Origin of the sequence: Methanorbis rubei (genome assembly GCF_032714495.1) — an archaeon.
Classification (GTDB): Archaea; Halobacteriota; Methanomicrobia; order Methanomicrobiales; family Methanocorpusculaceae; genus Methanocorpusculum; species Methanocorpusculum rubei.
The window spans coordinates 18325-41263 of sequence record NZ_JAWDKB010000003.1 but is presented as its reverse complement, the minus strand read 5'-3'; the positions used below and the strand labels follow the sequence as shown (position 1 = coordinate 41263).

Here is a 22939-nt window from a genome sequence, read left to right as displayed (position 1 = left end):
CCCATACCAAAACCTCAGATGAAAGTCATGGTTGGCGGGACATTTGATCCCCTCCACATCGGACACCAGCTGCTGCTGCGGCGGGCGTTCATGACCGCGGGCAGCGGAGGCCATGTAGTACTCGGTCTTTCTGCTGATCCGTTTGCTGCGCGAAAACAGCATCCGGTCAGGAGTTACGAAGTGCGGTTCGCCGAACTTACCGCATGGATTAAGAAGCAGAAGTTCGCCGCAACGTATGAAATTGAACCGCTCTACGATCAGTACGGCAGTGCCTTAACTCAGGACTTCGACGCTCTTGTCGTCAGCTACGAAACATTTCCGGTCGGCAACGAAATCAACCGCAAACGAAAGGAGATGGGAAAACCCATGGTCGATCTCTATCAGATTCAGTGCGTTCTCGCAGAAGACGGAAAAGCCGTATCCTCCACACGGATTTATCGCGGCGAAATAAACCGGTACGGAAAACCGGTTGCTGAGGAAGAGTTCATCACCCGCGATTGAAACACGAACCACCGCGTAACTCCTACCAAAAAAAGTGGACAAAATAATGACGGCTGTTGAGTTGACCAACCTACGCCTTCGTCACAATGTAGGACACAACCGTTTTTGACAGTAACTCGCCGTCAGGAGATCCCTTCCGCACCTCTCCCTCGGCAAACACAATTCTTCTTCCTTTCCGAACAATATACGCAACCCCGTAGATAACTCCCTCATTCACGCCCCGAAAAAAGTTCGTCGTCTCTGAAATCGTCGCAGTCCCGCTCTCCGCATCACACTCGGCAAGAATCGCAAGAGCAATCGCCTCATCAGCAAGAATAACATAAAATCCTCCCTGCATAAACCCTGAGCCGTTCAGAATACCAGGAGTCACGTTCATCTTCAGAACAGCTTTTCCGTCTCCCCAGGAAACCGGTTCAATACCAAGAGTCTGAAAGGTCGGGTTGGCCTGTGCCCCGACACTGGCAATCTTCTCAACATACGGATGCATGACCTTATTCTATCTTGGGAATACGAAAAAGAGTTTGTGTTTCGACAGGGAATAACCAAAGGTTTTAGGAGTATAAGAGAAGATACACTTATTGACTCAAAGTTCTCAAAGAACTCAGGAGGAAAATATCATGAAAAAGATCACTATGATCCTTATCGCCGCAGTTGTTCTGGCACTCTTTGCCGGAGCAGCCTCGGCAGCCACCGCAGTTGGCGGCGACCGCGGAGTAATCCAGGTCTCCTGCGACGTTGACGGTGCAACTGTAGTCTTAGTCTCCGTCAATGGCGACGAGAGCGCACCGCAGACCATCGTCAACGGCCAGACAGAATTCTCTGTCTACACTACCGGAACCCCGTACACACAGGTGAAGGTTTCAGCACCTGGCTACCAGACCGCAACAGTCCCGGTCACCATGCCGGCAAAGGGCGAGACCTCACAGGTCACCGTTACCCTGACTCCTGATGAGCCGATTGGCGGCGACCGCGGTGTTATCCAGGTTAAATCCAACGTTAACGGCGCAACCGTTGAACTTATCTCCGTTTCTGGCGCAGTTGCCTACAACGGTACCATCAAAGACGGTCAGGCAGAGTTCGCAATCTACTCTACCGGAACCCCGGTAACGCAGGTCAGAGTCTCCGCAGCTGGTTACCAGACCGCAACCAAGCCAGTCGAGGCACCCGCAAGCGGCAAGACCACCGTTGTCGACGTTCCGCTGACGCCAAACCCGACCCCGACTTCTTCCCCGATGGGAATTGCAGTCCTTGGTCTCCTTGGTGCAGTCGCAGCAGTAGTCCTGCTCCGCAGAGACTAAATCAAACTTCTTTTTTTATTGCAGTTTCCGCGTTCCCTCTAAACCAGGAGAACACTACACCTATCAGGGCAAGTCCTGCGCAGAAGAACATCGAGACTTTCAGCGCCTGTAAAAATTCAGGATACATGGACGGGCCAAGCATGTCGGTTCCTCCAACAAAAATTGAGATCGTTGACATGCAGACTGCCATCGAAAGAATCATGCCGCCCTGCCGCATCACCGCAACAATGCTGGACGCAGTGCTGTACTCGGCTGGCGGAACAGAACTCATGATGGCGTTCGTGTTCGGGGCTGAGAACAAGGCAGAGCCAAGACCGATGAACACCTGCGTGACTGCGATGAAGTGGAGGTCGGTGCCGACAGCAAGACAGGAGAGCAGCAGGACGCCGACCGCTGACAGCAGCATTCCCAGTGTCACAAGATAGCGTGGATCGATTCTGTCGGAAAATTTTCCGGCAATCGGCGTCATGATCGCCTGAATGAGCGGCTGGAAGAAAACAATAAGGCCTGCTTCTGTTGCGGTGAGCTGGCCGACCGACTGAAGGTAGAGGCTCACGAAAAATACCGAGCCGTACGTGCAGCCATAGTTGAGAAGTGCAGCGTATGAGGATCTGGCAAACCGGTGATTGGTAAAGAACAGCCTGACATGCAGGACCGGCGAGGGAAGCTTGAGTTCGTACCAGATGAATACTGCCATCATGACTGCACCAATACCGGCCAGAACGAACGAGAGTGTTTCCGGCAGCGTGGAAAGTCCGTACATCAGACAAAGCATTGCTGCTGCGTAGAGGAGAGTTCCTTTGATGTCGAACGGATCCTTCGACGGAATTTTGATCTCGTCGCGGAAGAATCTCCACATGGGAATAGCTGCCGCGAACGCGAGAGGCACCATGACGAGAAACACCGCCCGCCAGCCAAACATACCAGTAAGAAAACCGCCGAGGATGGGACCTGCTGACGCACCGATATACACCATCGCGGTGTTGATGCCAAACGCCGCTCCTCTCTGATGAAGCGGATAGACACTTGAGAGAATGGCAAGGCTGGTGATCATCAGAAACGAGGTTCCGCATGCGGCAATGACTCTGAGGAGGAGGAGAACCGGGTAACTTGGGGCAAACACCGAGAGTCCGCAGGAGAGCGCAACAATTACGGCGCCGATAAGATAAGATCGTTTGTAGCCGATCGTGTCGGAGAGGCGGGATGCCGGAACAAGGAAGATGGCGTTTGCGAGAATAAAAATTGTGGACAGCCAGCCAAGGTCGCGTGCCGAGACGGTGAAGACAGTTCCAATCTCCGGCATTGCAAGGATGATCATCGAACCGATCAGCGGATTTAAAAATGCGCCGATAGATGCGGCAAGAAGAATCAGTCGTCTGGTTCGTACATCAACCTCGGTCATGACACTCACTCAGATCCCAATTTTCGTCCGGTCCGGCAACTCTCTCTGATGCAGCAGCGTTCGCATGCAGGCTTTCGCGCAGTACAGACCGCACGACCGTGACTGATTAAGAGATAATTGATCTCACCCCACCACTCTTTCGGGAACAGATGCATGAGATCGATCTCAATTTTGTTCGGGTCGGTGTTGTCGGAGAAACCTATCCTTTGTGCGAGTCTGCCGACATGCGTGTCAACCGCGATGCCGACAGGATTGCCAAACGCATGGTTGGTCACAATGTTTGCGGTTTTTCTGCCGACGCCCGGCAGCGTGACAAGCTCCTGAACGGTTTCTGGAACACTGCCGTCAAAGTTTTCGCACAGGCATTTTGCCGTGCCGATAATATTTTTTGCTTTGGTGTGATAGAAGCCGGCAGGGTGAATAATTCGTTCGACCTCATCCTGACTTGCTGCGGCAAGGGATGCAGGATCTGGATAGCAGGAGAAAAGTTCGTCACGCAGACCGTTGATGGTAACGTCAGTTGTCTGGGCAGACAGAATAGTCATGATAAGAATCTGGTACGGATTTTCAAACCTGAGGAAGTTCATCTCCTCACGTGTGTGAGGGTACAGACAGTTAAGTTCTGAAAGAATAGCTACTGCTTCAGGAGTGTTCATTTTCATAAAAGAATGGGGCAGCCCAGATTCGAACTGGGGTCAAAGCGTCCCAAACGCTCTAGGATGGACCAGGCTACCCTACTGCCCCGCCTGATGCAATATATATTGGCAGGGCATCCTTAAAAAAGGATAGGAAATTGCAGCGCCCGAGTTTTCATTCCTGAGCCACCCACGAAAAAACAGGACGCACGGAATTTCACGGAAAAAAACATCACGGAGCAGACAAGAACATCACAGAATAAGAAAATTGTAATCCCATTAAAGTATTTTTTCATGATTTATTTCCGTGATGTTCTTGTCTGCTCCGTGATTTTATCTGTGATCTTTTCCGTGTGTTCCCGCGAAGCGGTAAGCAGGCCGAAACGACTCCTGAAAGGAGGAGCTAAACACGACGGGGCGGCGTGTGGAAGGCATGCGTCCCGTTTTTCCGTGGGCGACTCACAAGCAAAAAATTCCGCGCGAGGTTATAAAAGCCCATCAAAATCCCTCAAGTTGCAAAAATATCATTTTGCATCGAAATTTAACATCCGCAAGCCTCTTTCCCGATTTCGACAAATGCAGAAGCGATTGTTAACGATCAAAGAACTCCACATCAGACCACAGGGTATTTAAGAAATCTACATGATAAATAATGTTAATCCTTCCATCACCATGGAAACAGCGGTTTTGCAAAAACCGCGAAGAACAGGAGATACAAACATGTCAACACATGCAAACACGAAAATGCTCTCTGAAGCAGACGGATACGACCTTCTGAGGAAGTTCAATGTGCCAGCTCCGGTATTTGAGATCGTGACCAGCCCGGAAGCTGCGGCAAAGGCAGCAGGAAAGATCGGATACCCGGTTGTCATGAAAATCGTCAGCCCCCAGATCATTCACAAAAGTGATGCGGGCGGTGTCATCGTTAATATCAAAACAGATGAAGAGGCAAAGGCCGCATACAATAAAATCGTCACCTCGGTCAAAGCCTACAACTCTGCAGCAGAGATCAAAGGCATCATCGTCGAAGAGATGGCAAAGCCCGGACTCGAACTGATCATCGGCGGAAAAATCGATCCGGCATTCGGTCGCGTCATCACGTTCGGTCTTGGCGGAACACTGGTCGAGTTCTTCAAGGACGTCGGCATCAGAATTCTTCCATGCTCTGACGACGAACTTCGCAGTCTCATCAAACAGATCAGAGGATACACCCTGATCGCAGGATACCGCGGCGAAGCACCCAAAGACGAAGAGTTCCTGTTCCAGACCTTAAAGAATGCCTGTGCATTCTTCGAGAAGAACGACAACGTCACTGAGTTCGACATCAACCCGCTCCGTCTCTACGAGAAAGGCGGCTGTGCAGTCGATGCCCGCGTCATCATTCAGGACGAACCAGTTGAACTCCCACCGCACTACGATGCATCAAAGATTGTCCCAATCGACTACTACAAACCGCGTTCGGTCGCAGTAATCGGTGCATCCGACGACAAAACCAAGATGGGATACGCAGTGTTCCACAACCTCCTGCAGTTCCCGGGGAAAGTCTACCCGGTCAACAACAAACGCGAAGAGATTCAGGGCGTCAAATGCTATCCGAACCTCTCGGCGATTCCTGGACCGGTTGACATGGTAGTAATCACCGTTCCGGCACAACTTGTCCCGGGCATCATGGAAGAGTGCGGTCAGAAAGGCGTGAAGATGGCTGTTGTCATCACTGCCGGATTCAAGGAGATGGACGAAGACGGACGTGCACTAGAAAACCGCATGGTTGAGATCGCCAAGAACTACGGCATTCGAATTGTCGGGCCAAACTGTCTCGGCCTGATTCTTCCGCCGTACAAACTGGACACAACGTATGTCTCGACCTCCCCGCTGCCGGGAGACCTCGCATTCATCTCCCAGTCGGGAGCAATTGTCAACGCAGTTGTCGGCATCTCACTCTCCGAAGGATCCGAGATGGGCTACTCAGAAGTTGTGTCGGTCGGCAACCAGTCTGACCTTGACTTCCTCGACTACATGAGCTATGCCCAGCGTGACCCGCACACCAAAGCGATCATCCTCTACGTCGAAGAGATCAAAAACGGTGTCGCCTTCATGGAGATGGCAAAAGAGATCACCAAGACCAAACCGATCGTTGCAATCAAAGCAGGTTCATCCAAACGCGGACAGGCAGCCGCAGCATCGCACACAGGATCCCTCTCCGGTGCCTACGAGGTCTACATGGAAGCGTTCCGCAAGTGCGGCGTGACTCCGGTCAAGACTCTGCCAGGAGCATTCAAGGTCGCAAAGATCCTTTCTGACGCAGACCGCACACCCAAAGGACGCCGTGCAGTGGTGATCACCAATGCCGGAGGATTTGCCGTTCTCTCCAACGACTATGCAGAGACATGGGGCATTGATATCGTGGACCTCCCCAAAGAGATCATCGATGAGATGAACACGTTCCTGCCGCCATTCTGGAACAAGAACAACCCGATCGACCTTCTCGGCGACGCAGACGAAGAGCGGTTCCGCAATGTGTTCGAAGTGCTCTGCCGCAACCCCAAGCTCTGGGACATGGCAATCCTTGTCAACTTCCCGAACAAAGTGCTCAGCCCGGTCCAGGTCGCAAACGTCTTGATCGACTACTCCAAGAAGACCGACAACCTGCTTGTCGGAACCCTTGTTGGCGGCGACTGCATGAAGTCGGGAGTCACGCTTCTGACCGAACACAACATTCCGGTCTTTGAGGAGCTCGAGTTCACCTACAGAACACTCGGCCACCTCAGCTGGACTGCTGACCGTTAACCACTTCCATTTTTTTTATTTTTTTCAAAATGTTTTTTTCGTAATCGAAAGATCTCGAAAAATTTCGGCAAGTATTTTGCGGAACAAGCGAATGAAGTTTCAGGGAGTCTCAAAAGATCATAAGACAATAATTATTCCAGTGTCACAAAACTCATCATTATAACTGATCAATGATTTGATACATGTTCACAACCATTTTATTGTAGTATCATTACAATAAATCAGTAAGTACAACACTACAAGGAAGGTGATTTTCATAGGATTCGGTTACATATTCCACTGTCCCCACTGCGGAGAGGCGACATATCTTGCACTTGGAACCGGCAGGGAGTACTCGGTTCAGAACGTATTTTATGGAAATTCTCCTGACCCGCCGCTCATCAAGGACTTCACCACCAGACGAGCATACCAGAATGCTCTCGAGTACTTAAATCAGGGCGGCGTGCCTGAGACATCCCTGCCCGGAAGCTACGGCCATAAAATTTACTACTGCCCAAACTGCCGGACACTGAAAGTCCATTTTTACTTCGGAATCATCACCGGAGGAAAAACCTGGCATCCCGTATACAAGTGTGAGCTCTGCAAAACACAGCTCGATCTTGCCCCGGGCCAGAGACCGGGCGATGATCCGGAGAAGTTCAAACTTGTCGGAGAGAACAATGAGGTGCTTCGGATCCACTGCAGCAAATGCGGGAAAGTGTACTTTGCGCCGGAAAGCGGCAGCACCTCAAAGATGTGCTGGGATTAAGAAAAATAAAAAAAATTAGTTTTTGAAGCTGTGAATCGGGGCAGGAATTCTGCCGCCGCGGTTCACAAACGCTTCGCAGGAGAAACGGTTGATCGGCTGCACGGGTGCGTATCCCCACAGGCCGCCAAACTCCACAATGTCTCCGACATCCTTGCCGTACGCAGGGATGAGTCTGACTGCGGTCGTCTTCTGATTGATCATACCAATTGCCGCTTCATCAGCAATCACACCGGAAATAGTGGTCGCAGGAGTGTTCCCGGGAATTGCGATCATGTCAAGACCGACCGAACAGACGCAGGTCATGGCCTCCAGCTTCTCGAGAGTCAGAGCGCCGCGAAGCACCGCATCAATCATGCCCTGATCCTCACTGACCGGAATGAATGCGCCGGAAAGTCCGCCGACAAAAGAACTTGCCATAACGCCGCCCTTTTTCACCTGATCGTTCAGCAGGGCAAGGGCCGCTGTCGTTCCGGGAGCACCGACCGACTCAAGACCCATCTCTTCTAAAATTCCTGCAACACTGTCGCCAACCGCAGGAGTCGGAGCAAGCGAAAGATCCACAATGCCGAACGGAACGCCGAGACGCTCGGACGCTTCCTGAGCAACAAGCTGTCCCACACGCGTCACTTTGAATGCAGTTCTCTTGACCGTCTCGCAGAGAATCTCAAAGCTCTGACCGCGGACCGACTCAAGAGCACGCTTGACAACGCCCGGCCCACTGACACCAACGTTCACGACTGCGTCAGCTTCGGTCACGCCATGGAACGCGCCTGCCATGAACGGATTATCATCCGGCGCATTGCAGAACACCACAAGCTTTGCACATCCAAAACTTCCTGAGTCTTTGGTTGCAGCGGCAGTCTCAAGAATGATTTCTCCCATCAGCTTCACTGCATCCATGTTGATACCGGTTCTCGTAGAGCCGATATTCACCGAGCTGCAGACGCGTTCGGTTGCAGCAAGAGCCTCAGGGATTGATCGAATCAGATTTTCATCGGCAGGCGTCATGCCTTTGGAGACGAGGGCTGAGTATCCGCCAAGGAAGTTCACGCCCATGTCTTTTGCCGCACGGTCAAGAGTTTTTGCGATCGTTACAAAATCTTCAGGGCTCTTGCATGCCTGACCGCCCACAAGAGCAATCGGTGTAACCGAGATGCGTTTGTTCACGATTGGAATACCAAACTCAAGCTCGATGTCTCTGCCGGTAGAGACGAGATTTTTTGCAACACGGGTAATTTTCTCATAGATCTTTTCGTTCAGCCGATCCAGATCAGCATCGCAGCAGTCAAGCAGACTGATACCGAGCGTGATCGTCCGGACATCAAGCATCTCCTGCTCGATCATCTTGTTGGTCTCATTGACCTCGAAAATATTGATCATGAGAAACCTCAGAGACGGTGCATCTTCGTAAAGATGTCCTCACGCTGACAGCGAATTTTCACACCGATCTCTTCGCCGATTGTGTCAAGGTCCTGCACCATCTCGCCGAACGGTTTTGGTGATGCACTCGCGTCAGCGATCATCATCATATTGAAGTAGCCCTGCACGATCGTCTGGGAGATGTCCTCCACGTTCACATTGTTTGCCGCAAGATATGCACATACCTTGGCAATAATCCCCACAGTGTCCTTTCCTACTACGGTAATAATCGTCTTTGTCATCCTATGTTATCCTCGCGGTGAAATGTTACTTACTCATTCTCTTTCCCGCATCAAATATGTTGTTGCATTTTACTCTTCTTAGTCAGGTCAGTACACTTTTTCTCTTCCGCATACCAATAACAGAGGTATGAGCACACCCTCAGTACAGACAGCAGAACACCTTGCAGCAGACAGAAAGTTTTGCAAAGCAGCAGACGCTTACCGCGATCTCCTCACACTTGAGGAGAACTCCAGAAACACCGGCCTCTGGTGCGACCTTGGAAAAATGCTGATACAGGATCAGCAGTTCTACGATGCAATCGATGCGTTCGGCACGGCAACCGACCTTGAGCCGGAAAATCCGAAGTTCATGGCAGAGCTTGGAGACGCTCTTGCCGCAGTCCACCAGTATGAAGAGGCAAAACTCTGGTTTGAGAAAGCCGCAGGCCTTGAGGACAATATCATATATCTCATAAAGGCCGGAGACATGCTTGCATATCTTGGAAAGTACGATGAAGCACTCGTGTACTACACGCTGCTCTCCTCAAAATATCCGGAGAATGCAGACCTTCTCCACAGAAAAGGAAAAATTCTTCATCATCTCAAACGCGAGGCCGACTCAATGGAGGCAATCGTTGAAGAGATTCGACTCAGAAAAGAGGAGATAGAACGGTCTCCGACTCCAGTATCCTACGCAAAACTTGCCGCAGCCTACAAGCGCATCTCACTCTGGCAGGAAGCGGCCGAGATGTATGCACAGGCAGTAACTCTTGATCCGGCAAATCCCGGGTATCACATGTTTCTTGGCTCGGCAAATATCACGAACGGTAACGTTCGTGAAGGTGTTGCCGAGTACGAGAAAGCTGCGGATCTTGCCCACGAGGACTTCCCGACTCTCTTAAGAATTGCTGACTCAGCAACAAAGTTTGGTCAGTACGATGAAGCAATCCGCCTCTACACGAGAGCACTCGCAGTTCGCAACATCAACGGAGATGCCTGGGTGGGTATTGCGTATGCTCTTCTGATGATGAAGAACGCAACAGACGCTCAGGCATTTTTTGAGATGGCAAAGGCTACCGGTTCCATGCGGGAAATTCCCTGGGCTGACAAGCTGCACAAAAGCTACAAGACCGAGGCTTTAGACCAGGCATTTCCCTGAGAATATTTCATGTATCAGGTGGTTACGGACAGTTCACATCTGAAAAAACTGCTGGCAGTGATAGCTCTCGCGGTCTTCATCGACTCACTCGACGGCTCGATTGTAAACATCGCCCTGCCAACAATCGCAACAGGTTTTTCCGTGGATATGTCGACTGCGGCCTGGGTCATCATGGCCTACTTTTTATTTCTCGTGGGCCTTATTCCGCTGTTCGGACAGATTGCGGATCACGGGAGACTGCAGGAGATCTTCTGCCTTGGGTTTGTGGTGTTCACAGCAGGATCAGTTGCCTGCGGCCTTTCTCCTGACCTGAACATGCTGATCGCCTCACGGGCAGTGCAGGGTGTTGGCGCTTCGATGATTGCGGTGACCGCCCCGCTTCTGGTTGTGAGGTTAATGCCGAAACGTCACTGGGGAATGGGGATGGGCATGACGGCAACGGCAGGAGCGATCGCTCTGGTGTTTGGTCCGGTACTTGGCGGAATTTTAACTGAGTACCTCTCCTGGCACTGGTGTTTTTTCATCAATATTCCTGTCGGCATTGCGGCAGTCATTCTTGGTCTCCGCATTATTCCAAAAGCTGTGCGGCAGCCGAAGATCAAGTTCGATCTTGCCGGGGCGGTTCTGATCTTTACCGCGATGGCGTCACTGATCTATCTCTTGGAGCGGGGAGCACCGCTTGGCTGGACGAGTCCTGAGATTTTGTTCTGTGCTGCGGTTTTTGTAATTTCTGCAGTGGTGTTTGTTGTTCGGGAACTCAGAATCAAGGAGCCAATCCTGCGGGTGAAAATTTTCCGGTCTGTGCCCTTTACGCTCGTGACCGCATCGTATTTCCTGATCAGTATTATTTACGCGGGATTTTTGTACATCATTCCGTTCTATATGTCAATCGTTCTCGGACTTTCCCCGGCGGCTTCGGGAATGGTTCTTCTGATCAGTTCCGTGCTTACCGCGATAACCGGACTTCCGTCCGGAGCACTTTCCGATAAAATCGGCCCGCGCTGGCTGGTGACTGGTGCAGGAGTTGTTCGCGTGGCATTTTGTCTGGTGATGGCAGTGATGATGCCGGAGAATGGATTCTTCTGGATTCTTTTACTGATGGTACTTTCCGGTCTGACGTTTGGTATTTCCGGCGGGCCGTCCAGTGCGAGACTGATTGAGCATGCGCCGGAAGGGGAAGGCGGGACCGGTTCGGTTGTTCTGATGCTTGCCCAGTACAGCGGTATGGTTGTGGGGGTTGCGTTGTATGCTCTGGTGTTTAATCTGGCGGTTCCGGAAGCGGCGAATGTGGCTGTGGGCCTTCTTACTGCTGATGAGTTTTTGCCGGGCTTTCACATGACCGGTGCGTTTGGTGTGATTTGTGCGATAGCGGTGGTGATCTTTTCTGTAGTGGTGAAGGATAAGATCGTGGGGAAGGAGTAATTATTTTTGAGATGTGGGAAGCACTGAATTATTTATAGATATTTTTGCGATGACCAATCTTTACGACAGTAACAAAGATTCGATCATCATCAATGGTGAGAATTATCCGGTACTCACCCACACGAAGTTTTCTCTGATCATCCATATTCACAAGAGGAACGGTTTTGCTCCAGGGATCAAATCGAATCTCTTCAATACTTTCATAGAGACGCAGAGCAAGATGAGGGTCAAGTTTTTGCAAAAATCTACGGGCTGCCGGATAATATTCTATAGAATAGATCTTTGTCATGCGAGATTGTTCTCAATCATCGCTCTGATCTCTTGAGATGAAAAAGATCCTTTTTCCTTTCCTTCAGCAATTGCTGCAAGAATTTCCTGCACTTCCTCGTCAGTGACATAGTTGTCTGCATCCGTGAGGTACCCAAGGACGCGTGAGATGACCTCCTCATAGCCGGAGTCCTCTTCCTGCCTGAACACGTCAAGCATACGCACAATTTCCGGGCTGAGGGTAACGGTGACAGCTTCAGTCATCATGATGGTATCTTTCGATTTCTGAAATCAAATACATTGCGGCAGTCGCAATTACAATCACATACCTAAGAAAAAATACCAAAAAAAAAACTACGCACCTGCCGGGATTTGAACCCGGGTCGAAAGCTCCGGAGGCTTCCAGGATGTCCGCTACCCTACAAGTGCATGAAAAGAATTTGCTCTATACTATAGACCTTGTCAGTATAAATAAAGATGGTATCATCAGACATTTCGTAATTAACCCCGCCAGAACAAACCTGTAACCTGACATGCGGTTACAAAATTTCGGCAAATTACATTCCCAAATGAAAATTAAACTCGAAAAAATGAATTTCATCAAAACTGTAACCTCTGTAACCGCTAAATCGACATTGTTCTTATCAGAAAATAAAATCCAATAACCACAATAGCAAAACATCGGCTACAAAAAATAAAAATCAACAGATACAGAATAATTTCCAAAACAAGACGCAGAATACGATTGAATTTGTAACCGCATACTGCGGTTACATCAGAGCCGGCACGGTCACTGCTTATTCAGCTGATACTGATACCAGATCCGGCATGCTCCCTCATGACTCACCATACAGGGGCCAATCGGAACACGAGGCGTACAGGCTTTCCCGTAAAGCTTACAGTCTGACGGATCGCAGAGACCGCGAAGAACCTGATCACAAATACATCCCGAATTCTTCGTCACCTTCGCATACACCAGATCAAACTTCTTCTGGGCATCAAACATCTCAAACTCAGGCTTCAGCGCAAGACCCGAGTCCGGGATTACCGGAAAACCACGCCACTCAACATCCGTCGGCGTGAATACCTCCTGCATAAGTTTCTGGGCCTTCACATTTCCCTCGCGGGTAACCACACGCGGATACGCATTCTCCACCTTCGCCTCCCCGTTCTGCACCTGGCGGCAGATCATCAGAAGAGAAAGCAGAATATCCTCAGGCTCAAACCCTGCCACAATCTGCGGAACAGGAAACGCCTCATACTCATGATACCCCATCACCGCACACACATGGCCCGGAAGAATAAAACCATCAAGCGACGCCTCACCCTGTGCCATCAGCCACTTCATTGCGGGCGGCACGAGACGGTGAGACACCAGAATACTGAAGTTCTTCGGAGGATCTGCAAGAAGCATAGCCGCAACCGTTGGCACAGTCGTCTCAAAACCGACCGAAATAAACACAACCTCCTTATCAGGATTCTGTCGTGCAATCTCCACCGCCTTAGCCGCTCCCTGCACAATCCGGACATCGCCGTTTACCTGCTCAAGAGAAGTTTTGGTTCCCGGAACTCTCAGCAGATCACCATACGTCGCAACAATACAGCCGCGTTCCGCAAGCTCACAGGCAGCATCAATTTCTCCCTGCGGCGTGATGCAGACCGGACACCCTGGCCCCATCACAATCTTCAGTTGCGGGGGAAGAACAGACCGGATGCCGTACTTTGCAATCGCTGCCTCGTGCGTACCGCACACATGCATAATCCGGATATCCCGATCAACCACCTCAGCGAGGAGTTTCGCCATATCAGTTCCGACCGTCATACGTAATGATAGTATTTGGCCTGAAACCACAAATACCCATTGACACGGGGCGAAGGTATTAGGGGAGGCGGGGGCTAATGAATTAAATATGCTTGAACTTGATGAACTCTTCATGGGAGGGGGAATACTTGTCATCGGCATCGTTGTGGCAATCGGTATAGCAGTAGCCACACGCATCCTCACCAAATACTTTCATCGCGGAATCGCCAGATTCATCGTCAGCTCGTTCGGCTATCCAATCGCAGGCTACGTTCTCGCCACGACGACGTACGTCGCGTTTCATATTTACATGCCCGAACTCCTTAACATCAGTGCCACATACTATCAGGCAGTGATCGTTCTGCTTGCGGTCTGGACGGTTTACCGCATGAGTATGAGTGCGGTTGACTACTTTTTCCCGCACGAAGAGCATGAACCAAGCAGAGTAGGACCCATCCTGAAGTTCTCCTTACGCGTCGTCATCTGGAGTCTTGGCATAATGATGGTGCTCGCAACGCTTCAGATCAACATCACTCCGCTTCTTGCCGGCGCAGGAATTGCCGGCATCGCTGTTGCCCTTGCAGCTCAGGATCTGCTTGGCAACATCTTCGGAGGAGTAGTCCTTTACCTTGACACACCGTTTCGTGTTGGAGACTGGGTGAAAGTTGACGGACAGTTTGGCGAAGTTCTCCAGATCGGACCGAGAAGTACGAGAATTAAAACACTCGACTCCCAGCTGATGACCATTCCGAACGCAAAAATTGCAGGCGATTCGGTGATCAACTTTTCAGCTCCACAGGATTATATGCTGATTCGGCTGAAGATCGGAGTTGCTTACGGTTCGGATGTTGCTCTGGTGAAGCAGACGATGAAGGACGCGGTGGAGAATGTTTTTTCCACAACTCCGTACCTTTCGCGTGACGAGCCGGCCCAGGCAAATTTTCTGTCGTTTGGCGACTCCAGTCTGAACTTTGAGCTGGTTATTTGCGCATCAAAGCCTCTCTACTATTATGCATCAATAGATGCGGTAAACTGTGAGGTTGACCGACTGTTTCGCGAACGCGGCATCACGATTCCGTTCCCGCAGCGGGAGGTTCGTATTCTCAATATGCCGGAGAAGGGTCTCTGACCTGATTCTTCTAAACTTCAATTATTTTGGTAGTTTAAGATAGCTATATGACGGATTGGGGGCAATTACTTTTCTGATACAAATGAAAAAAATTACGATAGCAGTTCTTCTGCTGTTTGCGGTATTCGCCCTCTGTGCGATTCCCGCAGCAGCAGAAACTTCCCCGACCGACCGGGTGATTCTCACTTCAGGATACGGGGAGTCGGTAACAACTCCTGACAAAGTTACGATCAGCTTCTCGGTCCAGACAACCGATCCTGATGTAAAAGTTGCACAGCAGCAGAATGCCCAGGCATCTTCAGCAGTGATTGCTGCACTGAAGAGTGCAGGCATTGCAGAAAAGGATCTGAAGACTACAGGATATAATATCTATTCGTACGTGATCGGTGAGTACAATCCCGGCAAGTGGCCGAACGGAACCGAGGTCTATCAGGTTACGAACACGATTCAGATGACTTCGTATGATGTGTCCAAAGCTGGCGACTATATTGATGCAGCGGTCGCAGCAGGTGCAAACAGTGTGAGCAGTCTGCAGTTTGGACTTTCCAATGAAAAGCAGATCACCGAACGCAACAATGCTCTCATCTCCGCAGTAAAGTCGTCCCGTGCTGATGCGGACGCTGTTGCATCTGCACTGAATGTGAGAATTATTTCAACCGGAACCGTTCAGATCGATCAGAGCAGATACTCTGTCTCCTACCCGACTACGTATGAGATGGCAACGATGGCAAAAGACAGTATGGCAGGTTCGGCACAGACTCAGATTCAGTCTGGTGAGCTGAAGACAACCGCAACAGTGTCGATTGCCTACACTTACTAAATCTTTTTTTTATCTGATCCGTTCTGAGTGCGTGTAAACCTTCTTCGGCAAACACATGAGTGTGAGACCGCAGGAGTCAGCAAGCTGAACCGCAAGAGCTGTGGGCGGCAGGCAAGATACAAGAACTGAATAGCCTGCGTTGAGTGTTTTTCGAACGGTATCCGCAGTTACTTTTCCTGAGAGAAGAAGAATTGCATCAGCTAGCTCACGCCCATTTTTCAAAACAAGGCCGGTGACTTTGTCAAGAGCGGTGTGCTGGCTGAGATCGGATGCAAGGAAGGTTTCTCCATCCAGAAATCGTGCGGCAGCAGAGTAGCCGCCAAGCGAGAGAATGTCATCAGGAAAATCTGCGGTAAGCAGCGAAGAAGGAGCAGTGATTCCTTTTCCCAAGACCGGAAGTTTTGCCGGATCAAGATAGGACGCGGTTCCGCCGCAGCCGGAAACTACAGCACGTTTGGGCAGAAGAACTTTGAACGGATTTGTGGTGAGGACACCAATTGTCTGTCCATCGATCATAACAGATTCGATCTCGTCAGAGGGAATGATTGCTTCTGTTGCGAGATAGCCATAAGCGAACTCTTCGAGATCATTTGGCATCATAAGGATTGAGAGAAGGTTTCTGCCGTTGACGGTCAGGGCAAAGGGCTGTTCAGGCAGGAGACCGGAAAAAATTGTCATTCGATTGGGCCGCCGCAGCCTTCATCGCTGCGAAGATGCCGGCAGATGAAACAGAATTTGTCGCCGAGTTCGTTTTCAGTGATGGTGCCGTTATTGATATCCTCGGCAAGTTTGCCGATCAGTTCTTTGATCTCGTCATCGAAGACGATCCTGTATCCCCGTTTGCCGGAGAGGTACTGAGAGACTGCGGAGGGTGCCACTGACAGGGCCTTGGCAACATTGATCTGCGAAACGCCGCGACTGACGAGTTCTGCGGCGAGAGCTGCCTGCATCGCAGGGATGATGTCCCATACGATCTCCTGACAGGGGACTTTAACCATGATAATAATTCTCACTGTGAACAATATAAAGATGTGCTTTTCAGAGGAGGTGAGATTTTGAAACGCGAATAACACGAATAAAAATCGCCAATGGCGATTTTTTTATTTGCGCTATTCGTGCTATTCGCGTTTCAAAATTTAATTCTGCCTTTCATCCCCATATTCGTCTCCGCTCTTCAAAAATCACGAATGATCAAAATCATGTTTATCGGCAAACATATATGCAGACGTCACTTATAACAGAAAGATTATGAAAAAACTCTCGGCAGATCTGGCGGTGCCAATTAAGGTTGCATCAGTTGCCGCAGGTTCGGCAATAGGTGGATTTGCCGGAAAACAGATTGGCGGGCTTGCAGGTTCGGTGATTCCTATTGTTGGCGGAGCTGTAGGAAAAACAACTGGGAGATATATCGGGGCAACACTCGGCGGACTCGCTGGCGAAATTGCAGGTGACAAACTCGCAGAAGTAATCGTGCCCGCAGTTCTTGACGCAGCAAACCCCGGCTATATTCGTGTGGATGTGCAGGAAGGACACCGCACGCCGAAATTTTTCGACCGATTGATGGACAAGTGAACGCAAGTTCGATTGTGAACACAATCAAAAAACCCACATCCAGCACAACATCTCTTTTCTAATTTACCAATTACTTCGTATATTTTGTTCTGATATCGCCCCCACTTGCCCGCATCACAAATTAAATTGTATTTGTATTAATTAATATAAAATAGATTTATATTACATCTCTGCTGATTACTATCCATGACAATTGTGGAAGACGCAAAACGCGGCCTCATCACCGAAGAGATGAAGGTCGTTGCGGCAGCCGAAGGAGTGACCGAGGATTTCATCCGCCGCAGCATCGCAGGCGGACATATTGTAATTCCGATGAGCCCGTACCGGAACGTAAAGCTCTGCGGTATCGGCTCGGGTCTTCGCACCAAAGTAAATGCGTCTCTTGGAACCTCTTCAGATATCGTGGACGTGGAAGCAGAGATCGAAAAAGCCAGACAGGCAGAGCTTGCCGGCGCAGATTCTCTGATGGAACTTTCAACCGGTGGAGATTTCCTTGACATCCGCCGCCGCGTCATTGCAGCGACAACGCTCTCGGTCGGATCGGTTCCTCTCTATCAGGCATTCATCGAGGCCGCACGCAAGAAAGGCGGCGTGGTCTTCATGGACGAGGATGATCTGTTCAAGATCACTGAGGAACAGGCAAAACTCGGAACAAACTTCATGGCAATCCACACCGGAATCAACTACGAGACGGTGAAGCGGCTGAAGAATCAGGGACGTCACGGCGGCCTTGTCTCCCGTGGCGGCGCATTCATGACCGCATGGATGCTGCACAACGAGCAGGAGAATCCGCTCTACCGCAGATTCGATTATCTGGTGGAGATCTTAAAAGAGCACGAGGTCACGCTTTCGTTCGGCAACGGTATGCGGGCAGGAGCCTGTCATGATGCAACCGATCGTGCGGCAATTCAGGAGCTTTTGATCAATGCCGAGCTCGCCGATCAGGCACATGCGGCAGGCGTTCAGTGTATTATGGAAGGACCCGGACACATTCCGCTCGATGAGATCGCAACCAATGTGCAGCTGGAGAAGCGGGTTACCAACAACAAGCCGTTCTATATGCTCGGCCCGCTCGTGACCGACATTGCTCCGGGATATGATGACCGCGTTGCGGCAATCGGAGCATCTGTTTCGTCCGCAGCAGGTGCAGACTTCATCTGTTACGTGACGCCTGCCGAGCATCTTGCCCTGCCAACCGCTGAGGAAGTGTATGAGGGTGTGATCAGTTCCCGCATTGCGGCTCACGTTGGCGATATGGTGAAGCTGCCGAAAACCCGCGAGCTGGATCTGGAGATGGGCCATGCAAGACGCGATCTTGACTGGGACCGCCAGTATGCGGTTGCTCTGAATGCAACGAGGGCAAAGGAGATCCGCAACTCAAGAATGCCTGCTGATACGGATGCATGTACGATGTGCGGCGATTTCTGTGCGATTAAGATTGTGCAGAAGAACTTCCACTTCTAATCTTTTTTTCGATATCCTTATTGTGATATCAGGTTCATCAATCAGTATTTATGAAGCAGATGATTACGGAGGCGGTCGGCAGGTTTGTCAAAGACTACGAAGAACGTTCCGGCATTGCCACACGATGGGGCGAGCCAATTGTCGGATTCTGCGATGCAAAGAGCCCCTCGATAGAGAGTCTGAAGCAGGCCGTGTCACTGAATCATCTGATGCCGCAAGATCTTCTTGCTGATGCGAGTGTGGTTGTGGTATATTTTCTGCCGTTCGCAAAAGTTATCGCCGAGACGAATCGCGAGGGAACTGCCGCATCACCTGAATGGGCACGGGCGTATTCTGAGACGAACGAACTGTTTGCTGAGCTGAATGATCATCTGGTAGAGCTGATTGAACGAAACGGGGGAAAGGCTGCATTGCCGGGGCAGGCAGCAGGATTTTCCGGTGATTTGCTCATAAGCAGATGGTCTCATCGGCATTTTGCGGTGCTTGCGGGCCTTGGAACGTTCGGGGTAAACAATATGCTGATTACGAGGATGGGATGCTGCGGAAGAGTGAGTTCGTTTGCGGCGAGTATTCCGGTTGAGCCTGATGTTCCTCTTGAAGAGGAGTTGTGTCTTTACAAGCAGAAGGGAACGTGCGGGAAGTGTTTTGAGAGATGTCCCGCGGGAGCGCTTTCGCCGGAAGGATTTGATCGGCAACGATGTTTTATGATGTGTATGGAGAATGAGGCGGTGTATCCGGGATGTGATGTGTGCGGCAAGTGCGGGATCGGGGTGCCGTGTACGTTTTGGGGAAGAAATGTTTAGGGTTATGGGCAAAATGTTTGGTGATACTGGAAATTTCTTTAGGGTTATAACCCTAAAGTGCGTAACATTTTCCAGATTGTTTCTGAGTATAACCCTAAACTTACAGAGCAAAAACTACTACCAGATTTTCAAAAAAAAATCCGCCATGTGATCATCACCACGAAAAATATTCACAAAATAATTTTTCAAAAAAATTTGTCGCATGATCACCACATCAAAAAAATATTCACAAAATAATTTTTCAAAAAATTCATCGCATGATCACCACAACGAAAAATATTCACAAAATAATTTTGGTAATCCCTTAAAAATCGTCATTGGCGATTTTTTTTATTCGCGTTATTCCGCGAAGCGGTGAGCAGGCCGCAGGCATGCGATTCGCGTTTCAAAAAAAAATTATTATAATCCTTACTCAGAGTCGCCGTGATGCAACTCCTGATAGCGCCGCATCTCGCGTTCGCGAAGCTCCACTCTCCGGATCTTTCCTGAGATAGTCTTTGGCAGATCATCCACAAACTCAATTGCACGCGGATACTTGTACGGAGCAGTCGTCTTCTTCACATGATTCTGCAGCTCCTTTGCAAGCTCATCGGATGGTTTCCATCCATCCTTCAGAACCACAAACGCCTTCACAATCACACCGCGGATAGCATCAGGACTCCCGACAACTGCCGACTCCTTCACCGCAGGATGCTCGATCAACGCAGACTCAACTTCGCTCGGGCCAATCCGGTATCCTGAACTCTTAATGATATCATCATCGCGGCCCATAAACCAGAAATAACCGTCAGCATCCTTCACCGCCTTATCACCAGTATAATACCAGCCGTTCACAAACACCGAAGACGTAGCTTCGGGATTATCCAGATATTCCTTAAAGAGACCGACCGGTTTTGGATCCTTCGTCTTGATCGCAATCTTGCCTTCCTCACCCATCGGCACCTCATTACCGGCATCATCATGCAGCTGCACGCACCATCCTGGTGCAGGCTTACCGATCGAGCCAGGTTTATTCGGCATACAGGGGAACGTACCAATAACTGCGACCGTCTCGGTCTGGCCGTACGCCTCATAGATCGTCTTGCCGGTAGCCTCCTCCCAGACACGCGTCACCTCAGGGTTCAGCGCTTCCCCCGCAGACACACACTGGCGGAGCTCGGAGAAGTCAAAACCTTTCAGATCCGCAAGTATCAGCATGCGGAAAATTGTTGGCGGCGCACAAAACGTCGTGATCTCGTACTTCTCGATCAACGGCAGAAGCTCGGTTGCGTTGAACTTTCCGCGGTAATCATAGACAAACACACAGGCCCCTTCCATCCATGGCCCATAGAATTTGCCCCACGACGACTTGCCCCATCCGGTGTCAGCCACCGTGAAATGCAGATCGCGTTCGGTTAAATCATACCAGAACCTGCCGGTCACAATGTGGCCGAGCGGATAGGAGTGCGTATGTAAAACCATCTTTGGCTCGCCGGTCGTTCCTGACGAGAAAAAGATCAGCATAGGGTCAGTTGCTTTCGTCCGGACAGTGCGTGCCAGCGGAATGAGCCGGGTTGAAGCACGGGCAGGATGAACAAGTTCAGTCTGATAGTTTATCCATCCGGGAAGTCCGCCATCGGTCAGAAACTTCACCGAAAGCGTCGGACAGTCAGGGAGAATCTCCTCAATCTTCCACGCGTTCTCAGAGTCGGTCACGATCATCTTGAACTTGCCCTGATTAATACGGTACTTCAGATCGTGCGGAGTAAGAATGCAGGGGGAAGGACAGAACACAGCGCCAATTTTAATTGCTGCAAGCGCAAAGGTCCACCACTCTGGAACCCGCGGCAGCATAATCATTACGCGGTCGCCTTTGCCGATATGTTGCTTGAACATCATATTCGCAATCTGATTGGACAGATTCATCATATGGCGGAAGGTGAAGTACTTCTCCTTGCCTTTCTGATCAGTCCAGATCATGGCGAGCTTGTTTCGATCTTTTTTCGCCCATGCATCGACTACGTCGAATCCGAAGTTGTAATACTCCGGCACGGCAATAGAAAACGTGGAGTAGGTTTCCTCGTAATCAGTCATATTGTGGGATGCCGTTTCGGTCATGCAGTACTAATGTTGAACGCATGCGGTGATAAAACCTCGCGGGGTTCACTTTTGTTTACTTATGAGCCGCCCACGGAAAAGCGGAACACACGGAAATTTCACAGAAAAACATCACGGAGCAGACGTGAACAGCACGGAAATGAATAATGATTCCAAAAATAATTATTTCAATAGAGTTTACGCGGTGGCGAATATTTTCAAAAACAATTCATTTCCGTGATGTTCACGTCTGCTCCGTGATGTTTATTTTTCCGTGATATTTCCGTGTGCTCCGTTTTTCCGTGGGCGGAGCAGCGCTCACAAACAAAATCCTTTTCCACGAGAACAATTATACACAAACAGTACCGAGAAAAAATCATGGGACGAAGAATCCAAAGGCTCTGGATAGCAGTTGCCACCTGCTGTTTTCTTGCAATATTTGCAACTGACGTTCTCCTCAGCTCATTCTTTGAAACCTACGGCATGCCGATCATCGACACCGCCATCCTCAAAATGCATGCATACGAAGGCTCTCCGCTTCAGACAATTCCGGCAGAACATGTCAACATCTTTCGCGGCAGCCTTCGCTTCCTCTTCCCGGTCACAACAGCAGTCGCTCTTATTCTCCTCTGCTGGAAACTCATAAAACTCTACCGCAAAAAAGATCCAGAGGCCGAAGTCGGCAAACCAAAACCATAAACAAACCCTCTGCGCTCCCTTACCTTTGGTAACTATTATCAAAACCTGAACTTCCCCGAATTCTCACAAAACAACTTCTTTTCTCGAACTGCCAAATATCCATAATATCTCACAAAACAAATGTTTATATAGAACCGCAATACAAATAATTAGTCGTAACAAGTATTCAGGTAATTACCATGGAGAAAAAAACAGCAACCCCGGAAGATCAAAAACCGGCGGAACAGGAAACTCCGGTGACTACCGTTGAAGAGACTCCGGTTGACCCGATCGCAGAACTCACCAAAAAATGTGACGAAGCAAATGATCGGTATCTCCGTCTCGTCGCAGAGTTTGAAAATTACAAAAAACGAAACCAGCGTGACGCAGAAAACACCGTTCGCTATGCAAACGAAAAATTTGCCCGCGACATGGTTGACGTTTTAGACAACTTCGAACGTGCACTCAAAGGCGGTGACGAAGATCTCCGGGCAGGACTTGAACAGATACACAAACTGTATCTTTCCGTCCTCTCCCGCAACGGTGTAGAGCCAATGAATGCCGAAGGAAAAAAGTTTGATCCAATCAATCATGAAGCGGTTGCCCACATCCCTTCCGACATCCCCGAAGGAATGATTGTGGACGAAGCAATACGCGGCTACCTCATGCATGACAAAGTTCTCCGTCATGCAAAAGTTGCAGTCTCGGCTGGAAAACAATAAAAAATTATACAGGTG

The 22939-nt window shown here is 50.0% G+C and carries 24 protein-coding genes and 2 tRNA genes; 13 read left to right on the top strand and 13 right to left on the bottom strand.

Annotated elements, in window-relative coordinates:
- Positions 1-18 precede the first annotated feature (18 nt).
- Positions 19-501 (top strand): phosphopantetheine adenylyltransferase, encoded by a 483-nt coding sequence (locus McpCs1_RS03715; protein WP_338095914.1) that lies wholly within the window; start codon positions 19-21, stop codon positions 499-501.
- 70 nt (positions 502-571) lie between these two features.
- On the opposite strand, the gene McpCs1_RS03710 is transcribed toward McpCs1_RS03715, so the two are convergent.
- Entirely contained in the window at positions 572-988 is a 417-nt protein-coding gene (locus McpCs1_RS03710; protein ID WP_338095913.1) for a PaaI family thioesterase, read from the bottom strand.
- Between the two features lie 130 nt (positions 989-1118).
- Between McpCs1_RS03710 and McpCs1_RS03705 the strand changes: the two genes are divergently transcribed.
- Positions 1119-1799 (top strand): hypothetical protein, encoded by a 681-nt coding sequence (locus tag McpCs1_RS03705; RefSeq protein ID WP_338095912.1) that lies wholly within the window; start codon positions 1119-1121, stop codon positions 1797-1799.
- 1 nt (position 1800) lies between these two features.
- On the opposite strand, the gene McpCs1_RS03700 is transcribed toward McpCs1_RS03705, so the two are convergent.
- The 3 genes from McpCs1_RS03700 to McpCs1_RS03690 all read right to left on the bottom strand — a co-directional run bounded on the left by McpCs1_RS03700 (position 1801) and on the right by McpCs1_RS03690 (position 3945).
- Complete coding sequence (locus McpCs1_RS03700) at positions 1801-3201, bottom strand: MFS transporter (RefSeq protein ID WP_338095911.1); 1401 nt, start codon at positions 3199-3201, stop codon at positions 1801-1803.
- A gap of 5 nt (positions 3202-3206) precedes the next feature.
- Positions 3207-3857 (bottom strand): endonuclease III, encoded by a 651-nt coding sequence (gene nth / locus McpCs1_RS03695; protein WP_338095910.1) that lies wholly within the window; start codon positions 3855-3857, stop codon positions 3207-3209.
- A gap of 13 nt (positions 3858-3870) precedes the next feature.
- Positions 3871-3945: transfer RNA gene (locus tag McpCs1_RS03690), tRNA-Pro, on the bottom strand.
- A 611-nt stretch (positions 3946-4556) separates the two neighbouring features.
- On the opposite strand from McpCs1_RS03690, the gene McpCs1_RS03685 reads away from it, so the two are divergent.
- Both McpCs1_RS03685 and McpCs1_RS03680 read left to right on the top strand, forming a co-directional pair.
- Positions 4557-6623 carry an acetate--CoA ligase family protein gene (locus McpCs1_RS03685; RefSeq protein ID WP_338095909.1) on the top strand — a complete coding sequence of 689 codons (2067 nt, stop codon included), beginning with the start codon at positions 4557-4559 and terminating at the stop codon, positions 6621-6623.
- A gap of 247 nt (positions 6624-6870) precedes the next feature.
- Positions 6871-7371, top strand: coding sequence for a hypothetical protein (locus McpCs1_RS03680; RefSeq protein ID WP_338095908.1), 501 nt, complete (start codon positions 6871-6873; stop codon positions 7369-7371).
- Positions 7372-7386: 15 nt separating this feature from the next.
- Here the strand turns inward: McpCs1_RS03680 and McpCs1_RS03675 are convergent, their stop codons facing one another.
- Together McpCs1_RS03675 and McpCs1_RS03670 are read right to left on the bottom strand one after the other, a co-directional pair.
- Complete coding sequence (locus McpCs1_RS03675; protein ID WP_338095907.1) at positions 7387-8751, bottom strand: PFL family protein; 1365 nt, start codon at positions 8749-8751, stop codon at positions 7387-7389.
- Positions 8752-8759: 8 nt separating this feature from the next.
- The gene (locus McpCs1_RS03670; RefSeq protein WP_338095906.1) at positions 8760-9032 is read right to left on the bottom strand and encodes an ACT domain-containing protein; all 273 of its coding nucleotides are present in this window, start codon (positions 9030-9032) and stop codon (positions 8760-8762) included.
- 127 nt (positions 9033-9159) lie between these two features.
- On the opposite strand from McpCs1_RS03670, the gene McpCs1_RS03665 reads away from it, so the two are divergent.
- Positions 9160-10170 (top strand): tetratricopeptide repeat protein, encoded by a 1011-nt coding sequence (locus McpCs1_RS03665; RefSeq protein ID WP_338095905.1) that lies wholly within the window; start codon positions 9160-9162, stop codon positions 10168-10170.
- A 9-nt stretch (positions 10171-10179) separates the two neighbouring features.
- Positions 10180-11592, top strand: coding sequence for a DHA2 family efflux MFS transporter permease subunit (locus McpCs1_RS03660; protein WP_338095904.1), 1413 nt, complete (start codon positions 10180-10182; stop codon positions 11590-11592).
- Positions 11593-11620: 28 nt separating this feature from the next.
- Here McpCs1_RS03660 and McpCs1_RS03655 read toward each other — a convergent pair whose 3' ends face one another.
- From McpCs1_RS03655 to hypD, 4 genes are all read right to left on the bottom strand, one after another.
- On the bottom strand, positions 11621-11881 hold the full coding sequence (locus McpCs1_RS03655; protein WP_338095903.1) for a type II toxin-antitoxin system RelE family toxin: 261 nt from the start codon (positions 11879-11881) through the stop codon (positions 11621-11623).
- Positions 11878-12126: a hypothetical protein gene (locus McpCs1_RS03650; RefSeq protein ID WP_338095902.1), complete on the bottom strand. Its 249-nt coding sequence runs from the start codon at positions 12124-12126 to the stop codon at positions 11878-11880. The genes McpCs1_RS03655 and McpCs1_RS03650 overlap by 4 nt, the downstream gene beginning before the upstream one ends.
- A 90-nt stretch (positions 12127-12216) precedes the next feature.
- Positions 12217-12288 (bottom strand) — tRNA-Arg (locus McpCs1_RS03645).
- A 361-nt stretch (positions 12289-12649) separates the two neighbouring features.
- Positions 12650-13681 carry a hydrogenase formation protein HypD gene (gene hypD / locus McpCs1_RS03640; protein WP_338095901.1) on the bottom strand — a complete coding sequence of 344 codons (1032 nt, stop codon included), beginning with the start codon at positions 13679-13681 and terminating at the stop codon, positions 12650-12652.
- Positions 13682-13769: 88 nt separating this feature from the next.
- On the opposite strand from hypD, the gene McpCs1_RS03635 reads away from it, so the two are divergent.
- Both McpCs1_RS03635 and McpCs1_RS03630 read left to right on the top strand, forming a co-directional pair.
- Positions 13770-14789 (top strand): mechanosensitive ion channel family protein, encoded by a 1020-nt coding sequence (locus tag McpCs1_RS03635; RefSeq protein WP_338095900.1) that lies wholly within the window; start codon positions 13770-13772, stop codon positions 14787-14789.
- An 82-nt stretch (positions 14790-14871) separates the two neighbouring features.
- Positions 14872-15609 carry an SIMPL domain-containing protein gene (locus tag McpCs1_RS03630; protein ID WP_338095899.1) on the top strand — a complete coding sequence of 246 codons (738 nt, stop codon included), beginning with the start codon at positions 14872-14874 and terminating at the stop codon, positions 15607-15609.
- A gap of 9 nt (positions 15610-15618) precedes the next feature.
- Here McpCs1_RS03630 and McpCs1_RS03625 read toward each other — a convergent pair whose 3' ends face one another.
- Positions 15619-16287 carry a formate dehydrogenase accessory sulfurtransferase FdhD gene (locus McpCs1_RS03625; RefSeq protein ID WP_338095898.1) on the bottom strand — a complete coding sequence of 223 codons (669 nt, stop codon included), beginning with the start codon at positions 16285-16287 and terminating at the stop codon, positions 15619-15621.
- Positions 16284-16607: a transcriptional regulator gene (locus tag McpCs1_RS03620; RefSeq protein ID WP_338095897.1), complete on the bottom strand. Its 324-nt coding sequence runs from the start codon at positions 16605-16607 to the stop codon at positions 16284-16286. Before McpCs1_RS03620 ends, McpCs1_RS03625 begins: the two co-directional genes overlap by 4 nt.
- Positions 16608-16857: 250 nt before the next feature.
- On the opposite strand from McpCs1_RS03620, the gene McpCs1_RS03615 reads away from it, so the two are divergent.
- The 3 genes from McpCs1_RS03615 to McpCs1_RS03605 all read left to right on the top strand — a co-directional run bounded on the left by McpCs1_RS03615 (position 16858) and on the right by McpCs1_RS03605 (position 19448).
- The gene (locus tag McpCs1_RS03615; protein ID WP_338095896.1) at positions 16858-17181 is read left to right on the top strand and encodes a hypothetical protein; all 324 of its coding nucleotides are present in this window, start codon (positions 16858-16860) and stop codon (positions 17179-17181) included.
- Positions 17182-17367: 186 nt separating this feature from the next.
- On the top strand, positions 17368-18645 hold the full coding sequence (thiC, locus tag McpCs1_RS03610; protein ID WP_338095895.1) for a phosphomethylpyrimidine synthase ThiC: 1278 nt from the start codon (positions 17368-17370) through the stop codon (positions 18643-18645).
- Between the two features lie 50 nt (positions 18646-18695).
- Positions 18696-19448, top strand: coding sequence for a hypothetical protein (locus McpCs1_RS03605; RefSeq protein WP_338095894.1), 753 nt, complete (start codon positions 18696-18698; stop codon positions 19446-19448).
- 408 nt (positions 19449-19856) lie between these two features.
- Here the strand turns inward: McpCs1_RS03605 and McpCs1_RS03600 are convergent, their stop codons facing one another.
- Complete coding sequence (locus McpCs1_RS03600; RefSeq protein WP_338095893.1) at positions 19857-21545, bottom strand: AMP-binding protein; 1689 nt, start codon at positions 21543-21545, stop codon at positions 19857-19859.
- 357 nt (positions 21546-21902) lie between these two features.
- Here McpCs1_RS03600 and McpCs1_RS03595 point away from each other — a divergent pair, with 357 nt between their 5' ends.
- Positions 21903-22223 (top strand): hypothetical protein, encoded by a 321-nt coding sequence (locus McpCs1_RS03595; protein ID WP_338095892.1) that lies wholly within the window; start codon positions 21903-21905, stop codon positions 22221-22223.
- A gap of 179 nt (positions 22224-22402) precedes the next feature.
- Positions 22403-22924, top strand: a complete 522-nt coding sequence (locus McpCs1_RS03590; protein ID WP_338095891.1) for a nucleotide exchange factor GrpE — start codon at positions 22403-22405, stop codon at positions 22922-22924.
- Positions 22925-22939 lie beyond the last annotated feature (15 nt).

Coding starts and splice junctions, on each gene's coding strand:
- McpCs1_RS03715 (WP_338095914.1), top strand. CDS start 19: ATGAAAGTCATGGTTGGCGGGACATTTGATCCCCTCCACATCGGACAC.
- McpCs1_RS03710 (WP_338095913.1), bottom strand. CDS start 988: ATGCATCCGTATGTTGAGAAGATTGCCAGTGTCGGGGCACAGGCCAAC.
- McpCs1_RS03705 (WP_338095912.1), top strand. CDS start 1,119: ATGAAAAAGATCACTATGATCCTTATCGCCGCAGTTGTTCTGGCACTC.
- McpCs1_RS03700 (WP_338095911.1), bottom strand. CDS start 3,201: ATGACCGAGGTTGATGTACGAACCAGACGACTGATTCTTCTTGCCGCA.
- nth (WP_338095910.1), bottom strand. CDS start 3,857: ATGAACACTCCTGAAGCAGTAGCTATTCTTTCAGAACTTAACTGTCTG.
- McpCs1_RS03685 (WP_338095909.1), top strand. CDS start 4,557: ATGTCAACACATGCAAACACGAAAATGCTCTCTGAAGCAGACGGATAC.
- McpCs1_RS03675 (WP_338095907.1), bottom strand. CDS start 8,751: ATGATCAATATTTTCGAGGTCAATGAGACCAACAAGATGATCGAGCAG.
- McpCs1_RS03670 (WP_338095906.1), bottom strand. CDS start 9,032: ATGACAAAGACGATTATTACCGTAGTAGGAAAGGACACTGTGGGGATT.
- McpCs1_RS03665 (WP_338095905.1), top strand. CDS start 9,160: ATGAGCACACCCTCAGTACAGACAGCAGAACACCTTGCAGCAGACAGA.
- McpCs1_RS03660 (WP_338095904.1), top strand. CDS start 10,180: ATGTATCAGGTGGTTACGGACAGTTCACATCTGAAAAAACTGCTGGCA.
- McpCs1_RS03655 (WP_338095903.1), bottom strand. CDS start 11,881: ATGACAAAGATCTATTCTATAGAATATTATCCGGCAGCCCGTAGATTT.
- McpCs1_RS03650 (WP_338095902.1), bottom strand. CDS start 12,126: ATGATGACTGAAGCTGTCACCGTTACCCTCAGCCCGGAAATTGTGCGT.
- hypD (WP_338095901.1), bottom strand. CDS start 13,681: ATGACGGTCGGAACTGATATGGCGAAACTCCTCGCTGAGGTGGTTGAT.
- McpCs1_RS03635 (WP_338095900.1), top strand. CDS start 13,770: ATGCTTGAACTTGATGAACTCTTCATGGGAGGGGGAATACTTGTCATC.
- McpCs1_RS03630 (WP_338095899.1), top strand. CDS start 14,872: ATGAAAAAAATTACGATAGCAGTTCTTCTGCTGTTTGCGGTATTCGCC.
- McpCs1_RS03625 (WP_338095898.1), bottom strand. CDS start 16,287: ATGACAATTTTTTCCGGTCTCCTGCCTGAACAGCCCTTTGCCCTGACC.
- McpCs1_RS03620 (WP_338095897.1), bottom strand. CDS start 16,607: ATGGTTAAAGTCCCCTGTCAGGAGATCGTATGGGACATCATCCCTGCG.
- McpCs1_RS03615 (WP_338095896.1), top strand. CDS start 16,858: ATGAAAAAACTCTCGGCAGATCTGGCGGTGCCAATTAAGGTTGCATCA.
- thiC (WP_338095895.1), top strand. CDS start 17,368: ATGACAATTGTGGAAGACGCAAAACGCGGCCTCATCACCGAAGAGATG.
- McpCs1_RS03605 (WP_338095894.1), top strand. CDS start 18,696: ATGAAGCAGATGATTACGGAGGCGGTCGGCAGGTTTGTCAAAGACTAC.
- McpCs1_RS03600 (WP_338095893.1), bottom strand. CDS start 21,545: ATGACCGAAACGGCATCCCACAATATGACTGATTACGAGGAAACCTAC.
- McpCs1_RS03595 (WP_338095892.1), top strand. CDS start 21,903: ATGGGACGAAGAATCCAAAGGCTCTGGATAGCAGTTGCCACCTGCTGT.
- McpCs1_RS03590 (WP_338095891.1), top strand. CDS start 22,403: ATGGAGAAAAAAACAGCAACCCCGGAAGATCAAAAACCGGCGGAACAG.